Consider the following 17,727-nt stretch of genomic DNA (forward strand, 5'->3'; position numbering starts at 1 on the left):
ATGCGCGAGTTCGCCGGTGTCCTGTGGGACCTGGACGGAGTCCTCATCGACTCGAGCCGGGCCATCGTGGCGCTGTGGCGCCGGATCGCCGCCGGGTACGGGCGCTGGCCCGACCCGGCGGCGATCCGGCGTGACGTGCTCGGGTGCGCGCCGGAGCACACCGTCGCGGCGCTCTTCGGTGACCTGCCGGAGGACGACCGGCAGGACGTGCTGCGCCAGGTGCGCGAGGCCGAGCCGGCGCTGGACTTCGTCGCCGTACCCGGTGCGGTGGCGCTGGTCGGCGCGCTGCGCGACGCGCGGGTACCGATGGCGCTGGTGACCGGGGCCTCCGACCGGCGGGCCCGGCGGGTGGTCCGCGAGCTGGGCCTGGCCGGCGCGTTCACCGCGACGGTGACCTGGGGGGAGACGCCCCGGGGCAAGCCCGCCCCGGACTGCTACCGGCTCGGCGCCGAACGGCTGGCCCTGGATCCGGCCGACTGCCTCGTGGTCGAGGACTCGCCCGGGGGCGTCCGCGCGGCGACGGCCGCCGGCGCCGCGAGCGTCGCGGTCGGCGAGGAGGCGGGCCTGGCGGCCGCGGGCGCCACGTGGACCGCTCCCGCCGTCGCCGCGGTGCGCGCCGCGCCGGTCCCCGGCGGCGTCCGCCTGGACGTGGCGGGGGCGGCCGCCGTCCTGCTCCGCGCCGCGCCGGCCGTACCGGTCCCGCCGGGGTCCGGGTCCGGGCGCGGACCCCACCCCGCGTCGACCACTTCCGTGGTAAGCCGGTGAGCGCGCCGCTGCGGGTCCTCTTCGCCACGTCGGAGGTCGCCCCGCTGGTGAAGGTGGGCGGGCTCGGCGACGTCGCCCAGGCGCTGCCGAAGGCGCTCGCCGCACGCGGGCACCGGGTCGAGCTGGTTCTGCCCGGGTACGCCGGCCTGCCCGCCGGCCGTCCGGTCGGGACGGTGCCGGTGGCGGCCGGCCGGGTCCGGGCCCGCTTCCAGGTCACCGACCTGGGTGACCACGACGGCGTCCGCTACCTCACGCTGGCCTCCGACGCCCACCCGGACTGGGAACGGCCCGAGGGGTACGTGGAACGCCACCTCGCCTCGTTCGTGCTCTTCTCCCGCGCCGTCGCCGACCTGGCCACCCAACCCGGCCACCGGCCGGACGCGGTGCACTGCAACGACTGGCACGTCGGGCACGTCCCCGCCGAGCTGCGCCGGCGGCCCGCCGCGCCCCGCTCGGTGCTGACCATCCACAACCTCGCCTACCAGGGGCTCTTCCCGTACGACAAGGCCACCGAGCTGGGCCTGACCGGCTACGGCACGGGCAACCTGCTGGCCCAGGGCATCCGGTACGCCGACGCGGTCACCACCGTCAGCCCGCGCTACCGCGACGAGACGCTCACCCCGGCGCACGGCTCGGGCCTGCACCACCTGCTGCGCAGCCGGGGCGGCGACTACCACGGCATCCTCAACGGGGTCGACTACGACCACTTCGACCCGTCGACGGACCGCTTCCTCCCGGCCCGCTACGACGTCGACGACCTGGCCGGCAAGGCGGTGGACCGGGCGGCGTTGCAGCGGGCCAGCGGCCTGCCGGTCGACCCGGACGTGCCGCTGTTCGCGTTCGTCGGCCGGCTCGTGCCGCAGAAGGGCGTCGAGGCGCTGCTGGAGGGCATCGACGAGATCGCCGCGCTCGGCATCCAGCTCGTCGTGGTCGGCACCGGCGCCGCGTACGAGCGGGCGTTCGTCCGGGCCGCCCGCTGGCACCCGGGCGTCGCCTTCCACCCGGACAGCGGCGAGGCGACCGCCCGCCTCGCGTACGCCGGCTCGGACGCCTTCCTCGCGCCGTCCCGCTACGAGCCGTGCGGCCTGGCACCGCTGATCGCCCTGCGCTACGGCTCGGTCCCGGTGGTGAGCCGGGTCGGTGGGATGGCCGAGACGATCGGCGAGTCCGGCCTGGGCGTCGCGTACGACGGCGACCGGGCGGCCGACCTGGTCGCCGCCGTCCGCGCGGCGGTGACCCGGCACGCCGACACCGCCGGCTGGGCGGCGCTGCGCGACCGCGGCATGCGGGCACGGTTCACCTGGGACGACGCGGCGCGGCGGTACGAGGCCCTCTACCGCCCCGCCGACTGACCGCACCCGCCCGACGACGGAGAGGACGACACGCGCGATGGTGACCCGACGCAGCGGGATCCTTCTGCACCCCAGCTCCCTGCCCGGGCGGTACGGCGTCGGCGAGCTGGGGCCCGCCGCCGAGGAGTGGCTGGAGTTCCTGGCCGCGGCGGAGCAGTCGGTCTGGCAGATGCTCCCGCTGAACCCGGTGGGCGCGGAGGGCTGCCCGTACCAGTCGCCGGCGACGCTGGCCGGCAGCCCGCTCTACGTCAGCGTGGACCGGCTGCGCGACGACGGCCTGCTCGACGCCGCGGACCTGGCCGCCGAGCCGGAGCTGCCGGGGGAGCGGGTCGACTACCCGGCCGCCCTCGCGGTGAAGCGGCGGCTCCTGGCCCGGGCGCACGCGGCCTTCACCCCCGACGCCGACTACCGGGCGTTCTGCCGGGACCAGGCCGGCTGGCTCGACGACTACGCCCGGTTCATGGTGCTGCGGGACCGCCACGGCGGCCCGTGGACGGAGTGGCCGGCGCCCTTGGCGCGCCGGGACCCGGCCGCCCTGGCCCGGCTCGACGAGAGCGCCGCCGGCGACCTCGACCGGTACCGGTTCGAGCAGTACCTGTTCGCGCGGCACTTCGGGGCCGTCCGCGCCCGGGCCGCGGCGCTGGGCGTCGAGCTGATCGGCGACATCGCGATGTTCCCGGGCGTCGACAGCGTCGAGACCTGGTCCCGTCCGGACCTGTTCGACCTCGACGCCGACGGCCGGCCCGCCGCCGTGGCCGGCTTCCCGCCCGACGAGTTCAGCCACGAGGGGCAGGTCTGGGGCAACGCGCTCTACCGGTGGGACCGGATGGCCGCCGAGGACTTCGCCTGGTGGGTGGCGCGGGTCCGGCGGATGACCGAGTGGTACGACATGGTGCGGCTCGACCACTTCCGTGGCTTCCTGCGCTACTGGGCCGTCCCGGTGCCCGGCCGCGCCGGCGACGGTTCCTGGCGGGACGGACCCGGCCTCGCGCTGTTCCAGCGGCTCCGCAAGGACCTCGGCGACGTGACCCTGCTGGCCGAGGACCTCGGGCCCGCCTCGGCCGAGGTGCAGCAACTGCGCGTCGACGCCGGCATCCCCGGCATGCGGCTGGTCCAGTTCGCGTTCGGCGGCGACGAGAACCAGCACCTGCCGCACCACCACCCGGTCGACTGCGTCGCCTACCCGGGCACCCACGACAACGACACCACGCTGGGCTGGTGGGCCGAGCGCAGCGCCGACGAGCGGTCCCGCGTGGAGCGCTACCTCGGCGGCATCCCCGACGGCATCTGCTGGTCGATGGCGCGCGCGGTGTTCGGCTCGGTGGCGTACCTGGCGGTGCTGCCGGTGCAGGACCTGCTCGAACTCGGCTCGGAGGCCCGCCTCAACGTCCCCGGCCGCTCCGACGGCAACTGGACGTGGCGGCTGCCGCCCCGGGCGCTCAGCCCCGGACTGGAGTTCCGGCTGCGCCGGCTCACCGAGACGTACGGGCGGGACCGGCGGGCGGCCGGCCGGCGGCCGAGCGGGTTCACCGGCTGATGGCCGCGCCGACCAGCACCTACCGCCTCCAGGTCTCGCCCCGGTTCACCCTGACCGACGCCGCCGACCTGGTCGACTACCTGGACCGGCTCGGCGTCGGCGCCCTCTACACGTCACCGCTGCTGGCCGCCACGCCGGGCTCGGACCACGGCTACGACCTCACCGACCCGTCGCGCGTGGACCCCGACCGCGGTGGTGAGGCCGGCCGGCGCGTGCTCGTCGACCGGCTCCGCCGGGCCGGGCTCGGCCTCGTCGTGGACGTGGTGTGCAACCACATGGGCGTCGCCGACGCGTCCGCGAACCCGTGGTGGTGGGACGTGCTGCGGCACGGGGCCGGCTCCCCGTACGCCGGGTTCTTCGACGTCGACTGGTCCGCCGGGCCGCTGCTGCTGCCCGTCCTCGCCGACGACGGCGACGGGGGAGCGGCCGCCGCGCGGGACCTGAAGGTCGTCGACGACACCCTGGCCTACCACGAGCACCGGTTCCCGCTCGCCCCCGGCACCGGAGCCGGCCCGGTCGCCGAGGTGCACGCCCGGCAGCACTACCGCCTCGTCGGCTGGCGCCGGGGTGTCGCGGAGCTGACGTACCGCCGGTTCTTCAACATCGACACGCTGGCCTGCCTGCGTACCGAGCGGGACGAGGTGTTCGACGCGGTGCACGCGCTGCCGCTGCGCTGGATCGCCGACGGCGAGGTCACCGGGCTGCGGATCGACCACCCGGACGGGCTGGCCGACCCGACCGCGTACCTGCGCCGGCTGCGGGCGGCCGCCCCGCACACCTGGATCGTGGTGGAGAAGGTGGTCGCGGTCGGCGAGGACCTGCCGGCCACCTGGCCGGTCGACGGCACGACCGGATACGAGGCGCTGCGGGAGATCTGCGGGGTGTTCGTCGACCCGGGCGGGCGCGACGGCCTGGCCGCCGCCGCGGGGCCCGCCGGCCGGACCCGGTTCCCGGCGGTCGCGCGGGCGGCCCGCCGCCACGTCGTCGACACCCTCCTCGTGGCGGAGACCCACCGGATCGTGGCGGCGGCCCGGCCGGTGCTGCCGGAGCAGCCCGCCGAGGCGGTGACCGACGTGGTCCGCGAGCTGCTGGTCGCGATGCCGGCGTACCGCGCGTACCTGCCCGCGCACCGCTGGACGCTGGACGAGGCGGTCGCCACGGTCGCCCGGGAGCATCCCGGGCTCGCCGGGCCGGCCCGGCGACTCCGCGACGAGATGGTGGCCCGTCCGGCGGGCACGCTGGCGGTCCGCTTCCAGCAGAGCACCGGCGCGGTGAGCGCCAAGGGCGTCGAGGACACCGCCTTCTACCGGCACCAGGTGCTCGTGGCGCTGGGCGAGGTCGGCGGCGACCCGGACCGGTTCGGTGTGCCGCCCGCCGAGTTCCACGCCGCCAACGCGCTCCGGGAGTCGGCCCGACCCCGGACGATGACGACACTGTCCACCCACGACACCAAGCGCGCGGAGGACGTGCGGGCCCGGCTGGCCGTCCTCAGCGAGCTGCCCGGCGAGTGGACCGAACGGGTCCGGCGCTGGTCCGCCCGCTGCCCGGTCGGCGACCCGGCGGTCGAGCCGCTGGCCTGGCAGACCCTGGTCGGGGCGTGGCCGATCGGCGTGGACCGGCTCGCCGACCACCTGCTCAAGGCCGTCCGGGAGATGCGGACGCGCACCGACTGGCTGCGTCCGGACCCGGCGTACGAGGGGGTGGTCCGGGACTGGCCCCGGCGCGTGACCGCCCACCGGGAGCTGCTGGCCGAGGTGGCCGCCTTCGTGGGCCGGATCGCCCCGCCCGGCTGGTCGAACGCCCTGGGCCAGAAGCTGCTCCAACTCGCCGGCCCCGGTGTGCCGGACGTCTACCAGGGCACCGAACTGTGGGACCACTCCCTGGTCGACCCGGACAACCGCCGGCCGGTCGACTTCGCGCTGCGGCGGCGGCTGCTCGACCGGGTCGACGCGGGCTGGTCGCCGCCGGTGGACGAGACGGGCGCGGCCAAGCTGCTGCTCACCGCCCGGACGCTGCGGCTGCGCCGCGCCCGGCCCGAGCTGTTCCACGGCTACCGGCCGCTGAGCGCCGAGGGGCCGGCCCGGGCACACGTGGTCGGCTTCCACCGCGCGCCCGGCCTGGTGGCGGTCGCCACCCGGCTCCCGGTGGGCCTCGCGGCGGCCGGCGGCTGGCGCGACACCCTCCTCACGCTGCCCGGCGCCGGATGGAGCGACGTGCTCACCGGGCAGCGCCACGACACGCCGCATCCGCGCGTGTCGGACGTCCTGGGGCGGCTGCCGGTCGCCCTCCTGGTGCAGAGTACGGAGTTATGAACGGATCGACGGACATCACCGCACGCGGGCGGTCGACGGCGGCGCTGATCGGCGGCGTCGCCATCACCAACACCTCCATGGTGGGGGCGAGCACGGTCGCCACGCTGATCGGCGCGGACCGCCTCAGCGCCGCCTGGAGCGGCGTACCCAACGCCGCCGGCGTGGTCGGCACCGCCGCCGGCACGCTGGGGCTGGCCGCGTTGATGAGCCGGCGCGGCACCCGCCTCGCCCTCACCGCCGGGTACGCGGTGGCGCTGCTCGGCGCCGCCGTCGCCGGGTACGCCGTGGTCGCCGGCGCGATGGTCCCGTTCCTCCTCGGCATGGTGCTGCTGGGTGTGGGCAACGGGGGCGCGCAGCTGTCCCGCTACTGCGCGGCGGAGCTGTACCCGCCGCACCGCCGGGGGTTCGTGGTCGGGCTGGTGGTCTGGATCGGCACGGTCGGCGCCGTCGTCGGCCCGAACCTGATGCAGCCGAGCAGCGAGGGCGCGGCCGCCGCCGGCCTGCCCGCGCTGACCGGGCCGTTCCTGGTCGCCGCGGTGGCCGCGGCCGGCGCGCTGGCCGCCTCGGCGGCCCTGCCCCGGCTGCGGGTCGCGGCCCGGAGCCGGCCGGCCGGCCGGGTACCCGGCACCGTGTGGCGGCAGCCCGCCGTGGTGACCGCGCTGAGCGCGATGGTGGCCGGCCAGGTCGCCATGGTGACGCTCATGACGATGACCCCGCTGTACATGCACGACCACCACCACGGTCTGGGCGCCGTCGGGCTGGTGCTCACCTTCCACCTCGCCGGCATGTTCGGGCTCGCCCCGCTGAGCGGGCACCTGGCCGATCGGTTCGGCGGGCTGGTGGCCTCGCTGACCGGCGTCGCCGTGCTCGTCGTGTCGGTGCTGCTCGCGTCCCTCGGCCCGGCCCCCGGGCTGGCCCGGTTGACCGTCGCGCTGTTCCTGCTCGGGCTCGGCTGGAACTTCACGTTCGTCGGCGGGAGCAGCCAGCTCACCGGGGCGCTCGATCCCGCGTACCGCACCCGCGTGCAGGGTGGCGTCGACGCGGTGGTCTGGAGCGCCTCGGCGGTGGCCAGCGTGGCGGCGGGTGCGGTGCTGGCGGCCGGCGGCTTCGCGGTGCTGGCGATCGCCACCGGGGTGGTGGCGGTGCTGCCCGTGCCGCTGCTGCTGCGCGCGCTGCGCCGGTCGCCGGAGCCGTCGGCCGGGCCGGTCGAGCGGCCCTCCGCCGTCCGCCGCTGATCCCCCGCGCCCGCCGGCCCACGGCGCGGACCCGCCCCCGTTCCACCGCCGGCCGGCCCGGGCCGCCCTCGGGTGGGCGGGCGGCGCGTGGGGGGTGAGCCCGTCCGTGGTTGGGCCGGCGGGGCGGCCCGCCCGTGGCCGGGCCGCCCCACCCTCCGGGGCCGGCGAGCCCGGTCAGTGCCGGTCCAGCTCGGCGAACTGGCCCGGCTCCCGGCCCGGGCCGGCCGGGCCCCGGTAGGCCTGGGCGATGTCCAGCCAGTGGTCGGCGACCGCGCCGGTCGCCCGCAGCGCCAGGTCGTCCCGGTGGCGGCGCCGGCAGACGAGCAGGCAGAAGTCCCACGCCGGGCCGGTCACCTTCTCCGTCGCGTCCTCCGGGCCGAAGGTCCACACCCGACCGGACGGGGCGGTCAGCTCGAAGCGCAGCTCCGTCTCCGGCGGCGTGAGCCCCCGGGCCAGGTAGCCGAAGTCCCAGGTGCGGACGGCGAAGCCGACCAGGTGACCGACCCGGTCGGTCGGCGTCCGGCGGACCTTCAGCGCGTCGGCGATGTCCTGCCCGTGCCCGAACAGCTCCATCATGCCGGCGGCGGCGAGGACGCCCGGCGGGAGTGGCCGGACCAGCCACGGCACCACCTGGGTGGGCGGCACGGCCGCGAGGGCCTTCTCGGCGGTGGTCCGCTCGGCCCGCCACCGCTCCAGCAGCACCTCCGGCGGGTCGCTGAGGTACTCCGACAGGGCGGCCTCCACGTTGCCGTTGAAGTCGCCGCTGAGCCGGGACACCACCGCGGTGAAGGCGTCCGGCTGGGCCGCCGCCATCCCGGCGAGGCGGAACGTGGCCGCCAGGTGGGCGATCTGGTGCGCGATCGTCCACCCCGGAGCCGGGGTCGGCAGCGCCCACTGCTCAGGGGCCAACCCGGCCACCAGCTCGTCGACCTCCCTGCCCTCGGCCACCAGGGCGGCCATCACGTCCTGCTGCTGATCGGTCACGTCGTACCCCTTCCGGTTGTCCGGCTGTCGAGCTGGGCGGGGCCGGGGTCGCCCGGCTCCGCCCCTGGGCGGCTGGTCGGTGGCCCGCCGAACTCGGCCGGCAGGCGCCAGGCCCGCGGGCGGCGCGGATCGCGGACCGCCAGGAGGGTGACGGCGCCCAGCACCACCACCGCGTTGACGAGGAGCAGCACCGCGCTGAGCGGGTCGATGCGGTGCGTGTGGGTGTCCAGGAGCTCGGCGGTGGCCCGGTCGAGCGCCGGCCCGGCCGGTGGGGGCGGGCGACCGGTCCCGACGCTGAACCGCAGCGTGCCGCGGCTCTGGCCACCGTCGCGGAAGGCGACATGCCAGGCGACGGTCAGGTCTCCGGTCAGCCCGGCGGCGACCGGCTGGCGCAGCGTCCGCCGGTCCACCCGCCGCGGCTCCCCGGTGCTCACCGCCGCCGCGCCCGCGTCCAGCACCGTGACGTGCGAATCGGCGGGGTCCGGCTCGCCGGCGAAGGTCAGCTCGACCGCCGCCGGTGCCGCCGCCAGGGCCGCCCCGGCGGCCGGGTCGCTGCCGGTGAGCCCGCTGTCGGCGCGGGCGGCACCCGGTGCCGCCGGTACGGCGAGCGCGGCGACGGCGACGACCGCCAGGACGCGCGCGACCCGGCCCATCTCAGGCCGGGGCCGGCGCCGCCGGCACGCCGAGGGTGCGCTTCTGCGCCGCCAGGCAGCTGCACGACGCGGCGTGCAGCTCCGGGTCGGACGGGCGCAGGTGCCGGTACATCGCGATCACCATCGGGATGAAGACCACGCTGTTGTAGAACAGGTGCAGCTCGACCCGGCCGACGAGCAGCTGCACGACGCTGGTGGGCACCGCCTGGCCGAACAGGTACGTCCCGGTCTGCGCCTGCGCGAACAGCAGCAGGTGCTCGACGTGGTGCCAGAACTGGAGCGCCAACGCCACCGTCCACCAGGTGCGCGAGCGGCCGGTGAAGCCGGGCCGCAGCAGGAACAGGCCGACCAGCATGACCAGCGCGTAGCCGTAGTGCAGCCACTCCGAGCTCACCAGCCACGGGAACCACTGCCCGAGCACGCCGCGGGACTGCGGCCGGGGCATGCCCAGCACCCAGATCTGGTACGCCTGCACCAGGTGCTCCGCCCAGTGTCCGATCACGACGGCGAGGTACGCGGTGAGCGCCGCCCGGTGGTGCCGCCCGTTGAGCCGGCGGACGAGACCGTCCCGACGTGGGGTGCTGCTGACGGTGACCATGCGGAATGTCCCTCCTGGGTAGTGCTTTCCCGGCCAGGCTATCGACGCCTCCGATCCGGTTCTTCTTCGAATTTGCGCAGTTCTCCGCGACCATCGCGCGCGCAATTCCCATCGCAATTTCCGCCGCCTCGCCACATGGGGGCGGGAGCCTTTCGGTGGACCTGGGGCGACCGCGCTGCGCACGTCCGAAGATGCGTCCCAGGGGCGGCGGGCGCAAGCTGTAGCGGCGGAGAACGGCACCCGTGGGCGCGAGATCGGCCGTGCTGGTCCCGGCCGGAGTCACGTTCCGCCCCGACGCTGTCCGGCCAGTCGGCCCGGTTCTCCCGTCGTCTGATCCCCGACGCATGTGAAAGGAGGGATGACCCGTGCACGACAGCGCCCAGGACGACGTGACGACAATGACGTTCGAAGCATTTGCCGACACCATTCTGCCGGGGGAGAAGCGCTTCCCCGGTGACGTCACCGTGGCCGGCGTGGCCGTCGGTGGCGGCGCGGTCGCCTCCGGGGCCGTCGCCGTGCTCCGCACCGACGAGGGCGGCATGGCTCCCGCGCTGGACAACCTCGCCGAGGCGCTCAACGGGCACGCCGGCGGGTACGCGGCCGAGCGCGGCCTGAGCCTCGACCCCGCCGTGCCGCCGTTCGTCGCCCTCTCCTTCGCCGACCGCACCGAGCTGGTCGCGCGGCTGACCGCTCCCACCCATCCCGAGCGGGACATCTGGGTCAGCGTGGCGATGTTCAGCACGATCGCCTTCGACGCCGCGGCGCACCTGCACACCGTCGACGCGCTCGCCGACGGGCATCCCGGGATGACCACGATGGGGTTCAAGCCGCCGGAGGCGGACGGCCTGTGGCGCTTCCCGGAGTTCTCCTACGGTCGGCAGCTCGCCCGCCCCCACCCCGACACGACACCTTCAGGGAGCCCGGCATGACGGCCATCGAGAGCACCGACGTCGTGGTGGTCGGCAGCGGGTTCGGCGGCGCGATCACCGCGTACCACCTGGCCGCTGGCGGCGCCCGCGTGGTGGTGCTGGAGCGCGGGCCGTGGCTGACCGGGCAGGACTTCGACCAGGACTTCAAGTTCGGCTCGTCCTCGACCCGGGCCTTCGACTTCACCATCGGCGACGGCATGAGCGTGCTGGCCGGCAACTGCGTCGGCGGCGGCAGCGTCGTCTACTTCGCCGCGATGCCGCGCGCACCGCGCTTCGTCTTCGAGCGGCACGGCAGCATCGGCCGGCGAATGTGGCCCGCCGCCATCAGCCGCGACACGCTCGAACCCTGGTACGACCGGGTCGCCGAGGCGCTGCCGGTCACCCGGCAGGACTGGTCCGACGTGCCGTACGCGGGCGGCCTGTGGGCGGCGGCCTGCCACCACGCCGGGCGTACCGCGAACCCGGTGCCGGTGGCGATCGACAACGAGCGGTGTGTCAACTGCAACTGGATGATGTCCGGCTGCCGCTTCGACGCCAAGCGCTCGCTGCTGCTCAACTACCTGCCGGCCGCGATCGCGCACGGCGCCCGGATCCGGCCCCTCCACGAGGCCCAGCGGCTGGAGCGGAGCGACGACGGCGGCTACCGCCTGCACTACACGGTGGTCGACGACGTCGACTACCGCGTCGAGGTGGGCGGCGGCGCGATCGACGCGAAGGTCGTGGTGCTCGCCGCCGGTGCCGGGGCCACCCCGGTGATCCTGCAACGCTCCGCCGACACGCTCGGGCCGATGCCGGCCGCCGTCGGCCGCTACTTCTCCGGCAACGGGGAGCGGCTGAACACGGCGGTCATCGACGAGGACCGGGTGCGCGAGGTGCTGGGGCTCAGCCGCTCCGACGGGGTGCCGTACGAGGCGTACCAGATCGGCAAGGGGCCCTGCGTGGCCACGTGGGACCGGCTCGACGGGTCGCTTCCGGAGTACCTCCGCTACTCGCTGGAGCAGCTCTACTTCCCGCCCGGCTTCGGCACGATCCTCGCCCAGGTGCCCGACGCGACCGGGCCGACCTGGTTCGGCGCGGAGAAGAAGGAACTGCTCCGCCACTGGAAGTCCTGGTTGACCATCTTCACGATGAGCGAGGACGACAACGAGGGTGTCTTCGGCCCGCCGCCGCCCACCGGCAACGCCGTCCGGGTCTCCCAGCAGATGCTGGGCCGGGGGGCGCTGCGCTACCGGCCCACCGAGAACACGCTGCGCGGGTGGGCCGCGTCCGACGCGGAGGTGCGGGACATCCTCGAGCGCGACGGCCTGGCCCGCGTCATGCCGTGGACCAACGACGTGGTCGGCGCGTACACCGTGCACCCGCTGGCGTCGTGCCGCATCGGCGACGACCCGGCCACCTCGGCCCTCGACGACCGGCACGAGCTGCGTGGCCACCCCGGCATCTTCGTCACCGACGGCTCGGCGGTGCCCGGTGCGCTGACGGTGAACCCGGCCATGACCATCGCCGCGCTGGCCGAGCGGGCGGTTCCCGCCATCGTCGAGGCGGCCCGGCAGCGCGGTGTCGCGGTGCGGTACGGCGCGCCCGCCCCGGACGGCGCCACCGCCGCGCGGGACGCGGTGCTGCCCCTGGTCGCCGGCCGGGCCGGCCGGTAGGCCGGCGGGGTCGGCGGGGTCGCTGTCCCCGACCCCGCCGGCCCCGCGCCCCGGCACCGTGCCCCGCCGGGCCGCCACCGGCGGGCGACCACAACGAGGAGGCCACCGTGGTCAACAGGTTCGCCCGGGCCGCCGTCCGCCGCTCGCTGGGGCGGGTGCGGTACGTCCGCCCGGTGGCCCCGGCGTCGGCGCCGCCCGCCGTGCGCCGGGTGTACGACCCGCTGGAGCGCGAGTTCGGCGTGCTGGCGCCGCCGGTGGCGCTGCACGCGCCGCAGCCGCGTGCGCTGGCCGCCGCCTGGGTGATCCTGCGCGAGACGTTGCTGGCCCGCGGCCACTACGCGCGCGCCGCCCGGGAGGCGGTCGCCGCGGCGGTCTCCCTCGGCAACGCCTGCCCGTACTGCGTCGACGTGCACACCTCCACGCTGCACGGCCTGGTCCGCGGGCCGGACGCCGCCGCCGTCGCCGCCGACCGCGTCGACGCGGTCGCCGATCCCGCCGTCCGCGACCTGGCGCGCTGGGCCCGGGGGCCGGCCACCGGACACCCGCCGCCGTTCCCCGCCGAGCAGGCCCCCGAGCTGGTCGGCGTGGCGGTGACGTTCCACTACCTGAACCGGATGGTGAACGTCTTCCTGGACGGCTCTCCGTTGCCGGCGGCCGTGCCCGGCCGGCTGCGCGGCGGGGCCCGCCGCCTCCTGGGCGCGATGATGGGCCCGGCCGCCCGCCGCGAGCCCCTTCCCGGCGCCGCGCTGGACCTGCTCCCGCCCGCGCCGCTCCCACCGGACCTCGACTGGGCGGCCGGGCGCCCGACCGTCGCGGCGGCGTTCGCGCGGGCGTCCGCGGCGGTGGACGAGCTGGCCGAGGCCGCCGTCCCGGCCGCCGTGCGCGACCTGGTGGGGGAGCGGATCGCCGACTGGGACGGCAGCCCTCCGGGCATCAGCCGGGCCTGGGCCGCCGACGCCGTGGTCGGGCTGCCGCCGGCATACCGGCCCACGGCCCGGCTGGCGCTGCTCACGGCGATGGCCTCCTACCAGGTCGACGACGCCGTGGTGGACGACCACCGGCGCCGGGCACCGGGTGACGCGGACCTGATCGCCGTGACGGCCTGGGCCAGCCTCACCGCGGCCCGGCGGCTGGGTGCCCGGATGGCCGGGGCGCGGCGGCGGCCAGCCGACCGGCCTGGCGCGGGCTGATCCGGCCGGTCGCGACCAGCCAGGCCACCGTGTCGGCGACGGTCCGCTCGAACGGTACGGCCGCGCCGTCCAGCAGCCGGTCGGTGGCGGTGGTGTCCACCGGTCCGGCCACCGCGCACGTGTAGATGGCGCCGTACTCGGCGGGCAGGTGGACCGGCGTGACGCGCTGCACCAGCCCGGTCAGCGCGCCCACCGGCAGCATCGCGGCGGCCGGCAGCCGCACCGCCGGCAGCGCCCGCCCGGTGACCCGGCGGAGCACGTCCAGGTACTCCCGTGTGTCCACGTAGCGACCCGGGCCCAGGTACCGGCGCGGACCCCGCCCCGACTCCAGCACCGCCGCGTGCAGCCGGGCCAGGTCCCGCACGTCGCCGACCGGGAAGCCGCCCCGCGGCCACACCGGCATCAGCCCGCGCAGGGCGTTGCGCAGCCGGGCGGTCTGGTCGCCCAGGTGCGGGTCGTGCGGCCCGAGCGCCGCCAGCGGGTACGTCACGACGACCGGCGCGCCCTCGGCCTGGTGCCGGCGGGCCACCCGGTCGGCACGCGCCTTGCTGTCCAGGTACGTCTCCCGGGGTGCGCCCACCTCGGCGTCCGGGGTGATCGGCGTCCGGTGGGCCGGCACCAGGGCCCCGAAGCTGGAGACGTGCACCACCGGGTCCAGCCCGGCGGCGACGGCGGCCCCGAGCACCAGCTCGGTGCCGCGGACGTTGACCGTCCGCATCCGGGCATGGTCGCGGGTGTCGAAGCTGTACACCGACGCGGCGTGCAGCGCCGCGGCGCAGCCGCGGACGGCGGTGGCGACGGCGTCGGGGTCGGTCACGTCGCCGGTGACCACCTCGACCGCCGCCGGATCGATCCCCAGCGGCCGCAACGCCGCCGGAACCCGCGCGGGATCCCGGACCAGCAGGCGTACCCGGTGCCCGGCGGCGAGCAGCGCCGCCACCGAGTGCGATCCGACGAAGCCCGTACCGCCGGTCACCAACACCGTCATCGCGACCTCCTCCGGTCCGCGGCCCGTCCGGCGATTATCGGCGGGCGGACGGTGGCCGATGTTCTCGCAACGTGCGGCGTCCGGTGACGCTCCACACCCGACGCCGCCGATCCGGGCGGCTGCGCAATCTGGAATATCCACACCGGCGGGTAACTCACGCATCCTTGGGTGAGCGCATCGCTACACACCGTCGCCGTGTGGTCGTGCCACCGTGCCGTGGCCCGCCGGCGACACTCCAGGGGGAGGCAGGCAATGGTTGCCGGACGGGTGGTCTCGTCGGTCGTCCAGCGCCAGGTCAGGTACGTCCGGCCGGTGCCGGCGCCGGAAGCAGCGGGGGTGGTCGGCGCGGTCTACGCGCAGGCCGCCGAGGAGCAGCGCATCGTCAGTCCTCCGGTGCTGCTGCACTCACCGGCGCCGCCGGTCCTGGCCGCGTACTGGATGCTCATGCGGGAACCCCTGCTGGCCGCCGGCCGCGCCGGCCGCCTGGCGAAGGAGGCGGTGGCCGCCGCCGTCTCGGTGGCCAACATCTGCCCGTACTGCGCGGACATGCACAGCACCGGGATGTACGACCTGAGCGACGCGGGTGACGCCGAGGCGATCGTCGCCGACCGGGTCGAGCAGGTGCGCGACGACGCGGTCCGGCAGGTGGCGGGCTGGGCCCGGTCGGCGCACCTCGCCGATCTGCCGGGCGCCGCCGACGCCCCGTTCGAGGAGGCGGACCGCCCCGAGCTGGTCGGCGTGCTGGTCTCCTTCCACTACCTGACCCGCATGGTCAACGTCTTCCTCGCCAACTTCCTGCTGCCGCCGGGCCTGGGACCGGCCGCCCGGCGCCGGCTCAAGCAGGGCATCAGCCGGCTGCTCCGGCCGACGCTGCGCGAGCCGTACCCGCCGGGCCGCTCGCTGCCCCTGCTGCCACCGGCGGACCTGCCCGCCGACGCCCGGTGGGCCGCCGGCAACCCGACCGTGGCCGCCGCCGTGGCCCGCTCCTACGCCGCCTTCGAGGCGGCCGGCGAGCGGGCGCTCACGCCGGCGGTCCGCGACCTGCTGCTCCGCCGGCTGGACGACTGGCGCGGCGAGGAGACCGGCGTCAGCCGGCAGTGGTGCGAGGACCTCGTCGCCGACCTGCCCGCCGCCGACCGGGCCGCCGGCCGTCTCGCCCTGCTCACCGCGCTCGCCTCCTACCAGGTCGACGAGGAGGTGGTGGACGAGTTCCGCACCCACCACCCCGACGACCGCAGCCTGGTGGAGGCCGCCGGGTGGGCCAGCTTCGTCGCGGCCCGCCGGGTGGGCAGTCACCACCTGCCGCGGACACGCCTCGCCCGCCGCTGACCGGCTCCGCAACGGCGGGCGGCCCCCGCATGCCGCCCGCCACCGATCCTGGGGAGGATCCATGGCAACCGCAGTGGGTTCCGTGCGCCGCCTGCTGCTGGCGCCGGCCCTGGCCGACGTCTCGTTCCGGCGGCGGGGCTTCCCGGCCACACCGTCGGCGACCACCGAGCGGCTGGAGGCGGTGCCCCGGGCGGTGATCTGCGGCTTCGAGTGGGGCGTCGACACCCGCGACCAGTGGGAGCTGGAACGCCGCCTGGAGCTGGTGGACGAGGAGCTGCGCGGTTTCGCGTACGAGGGCGCCACGATGGCGTGCACCGTGCTGGACGTCATGCCGGGCCGGTCGGACCGGACCCGCGCGCTCCTGCTCGGGCCCGGGCGTCCCCACGTGTTCCTCGCGTACATCGGCATCGGGTTCGCCATGGCCCGGCTCCCGCGGATCCTCTGGCGCACGGTGCTGCCGGACCTGACCGGCATCCCGTACCACCCGACGATGAGCTGGCTGGCCGTCGACGGGTACGGCTTCGACCGGGCCTACTTCGACACCGCCCGCGTCGTCGACCGGCAGGAGCGGCTCGCGCCGTACCCGTGGCAGGGCGCGGCGGGGTACTTCCCCCGGGCGGTGGACCAGGGGATCGGCCGCGCCCTGTGGTTCATCCAGGGTGGACGGGTCCCCGACGTGGCGGCGGCGGTCGGCCGGTTCGCCGCCGACCGGCACCCGGACCTGTGGAGCGGTGTCGGCCTCGCGGCCACCTTCGCCGGGGGGTGCGACGCGGGGCCGCTGCACCGTGCCGCCGGCGAGCACGCACCGGATCTCGCCCAGGGCGCGGTGTTCGCCGGGAAGGCCCGCTCCTGGTCCGGGTGCGTCCCGGAGCACACCCGCGCGGCCCTGCTGGGGTTGACCGGGATGACGGTGGAGGCGGCCGCGGAGTTCGCCGACGAGGTCGCCGTCTCCGGCGTCGCCGGCGGGCGGGTGCCGCCGTACGAGATCTGGCGGAACCGGGTGCGCGCGCGATTCGCCGCGGCGCCGGCGCGCGGTTGAGCCGCCCGGTCCACGCCATTCCCGACGACGCCCGCGCATTAGTGGGTACCGGCACTTTCCACTTTCGTCGCAATTGACAAGCATCGTTTCTTCAATTCGCACAGTCGAAGAAGACATGACGCGCCGATCGCTGGCAGCATTTCATCCACAGTCGTCAGAGGACGAGCGCGTCCTCAGTTGGGGGAGACCGTGACCAGTGCCTGGCGTACGCTGAGACGTCGCATTCTCACGCCCGACATGTCCGCCACGAACCTCGACGTGCGCGGATTCAAGGCCAAGAACCCGGCGGCGCGGGAATTGCTCGAAACGATCGGGCGCACATTTCTCACCGGCTATTCCTACGCCGCCGAGACGCCCGAGCCCGGTCCGTTGTCGCAGCGGCTCGACCAGATCCCGACGCGATTTCGCGGGTTCGCGTACGAGGGCGCGGCGATGGCCCTGGCGGTGCTCGACGCGTTACCCGGCCGGAGCCGGCACGTGGCGCGGTTCCTCACCGGCCCCGGCGATCCTCACGTGTACATGGCGTACGTCGGGGTGGGCTGGGCGATGGCCCGGCTGCCGCGGTTCCGGTGGCGGACGCTGACCGCGCCCGACCCGCTGCTGCGCTGGCTGGCGCTGGACGGCTACGGCTTCCACCAGGCGTACTTCGCCACCGACCGGTACGTGTACGGGCAGTACCGGGAGCCGGCCTTCCCCTGGCCGCCGGGGCCCCACGGGGGTTACGCCGACCGGGCGATCGACCAGGGCATCGGCCGGGCGCTGTGGTTCGTCTGCGGCACCGACGCCGAGCGGGTCACCGAGACCATCGAGGGCTTCGCGCCGGAGCGCCGGGCGGACCTGTACAGCGGCGCCGGCCTGGCGGCCACGTACGCCGGCGGTGCCGACGAGGAGGAGCTGCGGGCGTTCTGGCAGCGCGCCGGTGAGCACCGCACGCAGGTCTCCCAGGGCAGTGTCTTCGCCGCGTCGGCCCGGGTCCGGGCGGGGCTCGTGGTCCCCCACAACGAGGTGGCCACGCGGGCGCTGTGCGGCATGAGCGTGGCCGAGGCCGCCGACCTGGCCTACCTGCGCCGGCCGACCGGCGAGGTGCCGGGCGGGCCGCCCGCGTACGAGGTCTGGCGGCAGGCGGTGGCGAACGAGTTCGTCGTGATCGGAAGGAACTGACAG

General features: G+C 76.0%; 15 protein-coding genes. 11 read left to right on the forward strand and 4 right to left on the reverse strand.

The genetic code is table 11. The annotated features are described in order from the left end of the window. From HCJ94_RS16985 to HCJ94_RS17005, 5 genes are read left to right on the forward strand one after another with little or no spacing between them, the layout of a single operon-like run. Positions 1-765: an HAD family hydrolase gene (locus HCJ94_RS16985; RefSeq protein WP_240944295.1), complete on the forward strand. Its 765-nt coding sequence runs from the start codon at positions 1-3 to the stop codon at positions 763-765. Further along, positions 762-2,117 carry a glycogen synthase gene (locus HCJ94_RS16990; protein WP_168001998.1) on the forward strand — a complete coding sequence of 452 codons (1,356 nt, stop codon included), beginning with the start codon at positions 762-764 and terminating at the stop codon, positions 2,115-2,117. Before HCJ94_RS16985 ends, HCJ94_RS16990 begins: the two co-directional genes overlap by 4 nt. Positions 2,118-2,154: 37 nt before the next feature. Then, positions 2,155-3,654, forward strand: coding sequence for a 4-alpha-glucanotransferase (malQ, locus tag HCJ94_RS16995; protein ID WP_168001999.1), 1,500 nt, complete (start codon positions 2,155-2,157; stop codon positions 3,652-3,654). Next, positions 3,654-5,966, forward strand: coding sequence for a malto-oligosyltrehalose synthase (gene treY, locus HCJ94_RS17000; RefSeq protein ID WP_168002000.1), 2,313 nt, complete (start codon positions 3,654-3,656; stop codon positions 5,964-5,966). Before malQ ends, treY begins: the two co-directional genes overlap by 1 nt. Beyond that, positions 5,963-7,201 (forward strand): MFS transporter, encoded by a 1,239-nt coding sequence (locus HCJ94_RS17005; RefSeq protein ID WP_168002001.1) that lies wholly within the window; start codon positions 5,963-5,965, stop codon positions 7,199-7,201. The genes treY and HCJ94_RS17005 overlap by 4 nt, the downstream gene beginning before the upstream one ends. Before the next feature lie 174 nt (positions 7,202-7,375). On the opposite strand, the gene HCJ94_RS17010 is transcribed toward HCJ94_RS17005, so the two are convergent. Genes HCJ94_RS17010 through HCJ94_RS17020 form a run of 3 tightly spaced genes read right to left on the reverse strand, consistent with a single transcriptional unit; the run spans position 7,376 to position 9,436 of the window. Then, positions 7,376-8,161 carry a TIGR03084 family metal-binding protein gene (locus HCJ94_RS17010; RefSeq protein ID WP_168002033.1) on the reverse strand — a complete coding sequence of 262 codons (786 nt, stop codon included), beginning with the start codon at positions 8,159-8,161 and terminating at the stop codon, positions 7,376-7,378. Between the two features lie 20 nt (positions 8,162-8,181). Further along, the gene (locus HCJ94_RS17015) at positions 8,182-8,838 is read right to left on the reverse strand and encodes a copper resistance CopC family protein (RefSeq protein WP_168002002.1); all 657 of its coding nucleotides are present in this window, start codon (positions 8,836-8,838) and stop codon (positions 8,182-8,184) included. Between the two features lies 1 nt (position 8,839). Then, on the reverse strand, positions 8,840-9,436 hold the full coding sequence (locus HCJ94_RS17020) for a hypothetical protein (RefSeq protein WP_168002003.1): 597 nt from the start codon (positions 9,434-9,436) through the stop codon (positions 8,840-8,842). A 398-nt stretch (positions 9,437-9,834) separates the two neighbouring features. Between HCJ94_RS17020 and HCJ94_RS17025 the strand changes: the two genes are divergently transcribed. The 3 genes from HCJ94_RS17025 (at position 9,835) to HCJ94_RS17035 (ending at position 13,207) form a co-directional block, all read left to right on the forward strand. After that, entirely contained in the window at positions 9,835-10,365 is a 531-nt protein-coding gene (locus HCJ94_RS17025) for a DUF5987 family protein (protein ID WP_205801445.1), read from the forward strand. Further along, the gene (locus tag HCJ94_RS17030) at positions 10,362-12,017 is read left to right on the forward strand and encodes an FAD-dependent oxidoreductase (RefSeq protein ID WP_168002005.1); all 1,656 of its coding nucleotides are present in this window, start codon (positions 10,362-10,364) and stop codon (positions 12,015-12,017) included. The genes HCJ94_RS17025 and HCJ94_RS17030 overlap by 4 nt, the downstream gene beginning before the upstream one ends. A 107-nt stretch (positions 12,018-12,124) precedes the next feature. Continuing rightward, a complete protein-coding gene (locus tag HCJ94_RS17035; protein ID WP_168002006.1) occupies positions 12,125-13,207 on the forward strand; it encodes a carboxymuconolactone decarboxylase family protein in 1,083 nt (360 codons plus the stop codon). Here the strand turns inward: HCJ94_RS17035 and HCJ94_RS17040 are convergent. Next, complete coding sequence (locus HCJ94_RS17040) at positions 13,131-14,195, reverse strand: NAD-dependent epimerase/dehydratase family protein (RefSeq protein WP_168002007.1); 1,065 nt, start codon at positions 14,193-14,195, stop codon at positions 13,131-13,133. The genes HCJ94_RS17035 and HCJ94_RS17040 overlap by 77 nt on opposite strands. 252 nt (positions 14,196-14,447) lie before the next feature. Between HCJ94_RS17040 and HCJ94_RS17045 the strand changes: the two genes are divergently transcribed. The 3 genes from HCJ94_RS17045 (at position 14,448) to HCJ94_RS17055 (ending at position 17,724) form a co-directional block, all read left to right on the forward strand. Beyond that, a complete protein-coding gene (locus tag HCJ94_RS17045) occupies positions 14,448-15,524 on the forward strand; it encodes a carboxymuconolactone decarboxylase family protein (RefSeq protein WP_168002008.1) in 1,077 nt (358 codons plus the stop codon). A gap of 61 nt (positions 15,525-15,585) precedes the next feature. Further along, on the forward strand, positions 15,586-16,563 hold the full coding sequence (locus HCJ94_RS17050) for a DUF1702 family protein (protein WP_168002009.1): 978 nt from the start codon (positions 15,586-15,588) through the stop codon (positions 16,561-16,563). 189 nt (positions 16,564-16,752) lie between these two features. Then, complete coding sequence (locus HCJ94_RS17055; protein ID WP_309227323.1) at positions 16,753-17,724, forward strand: DUF1702 family protein; 972 nt, start codon at positions 16,753-16,755, stop codon at positions 17,722-17,724. The last annotated feature ends 3 nt before the right edge of the window (positions 17,725-17,727 follow it).

Source organism: Micromonospora thermarum, assembly GCF_012034245.1.
Taxonomy (GTDB): domain Bacteria; phylum Actinomycetota; class Actinomycetes; order Mycobacteriales; family Micromonosporaceae; genus Micromonospora; species Micromonospora thermarum.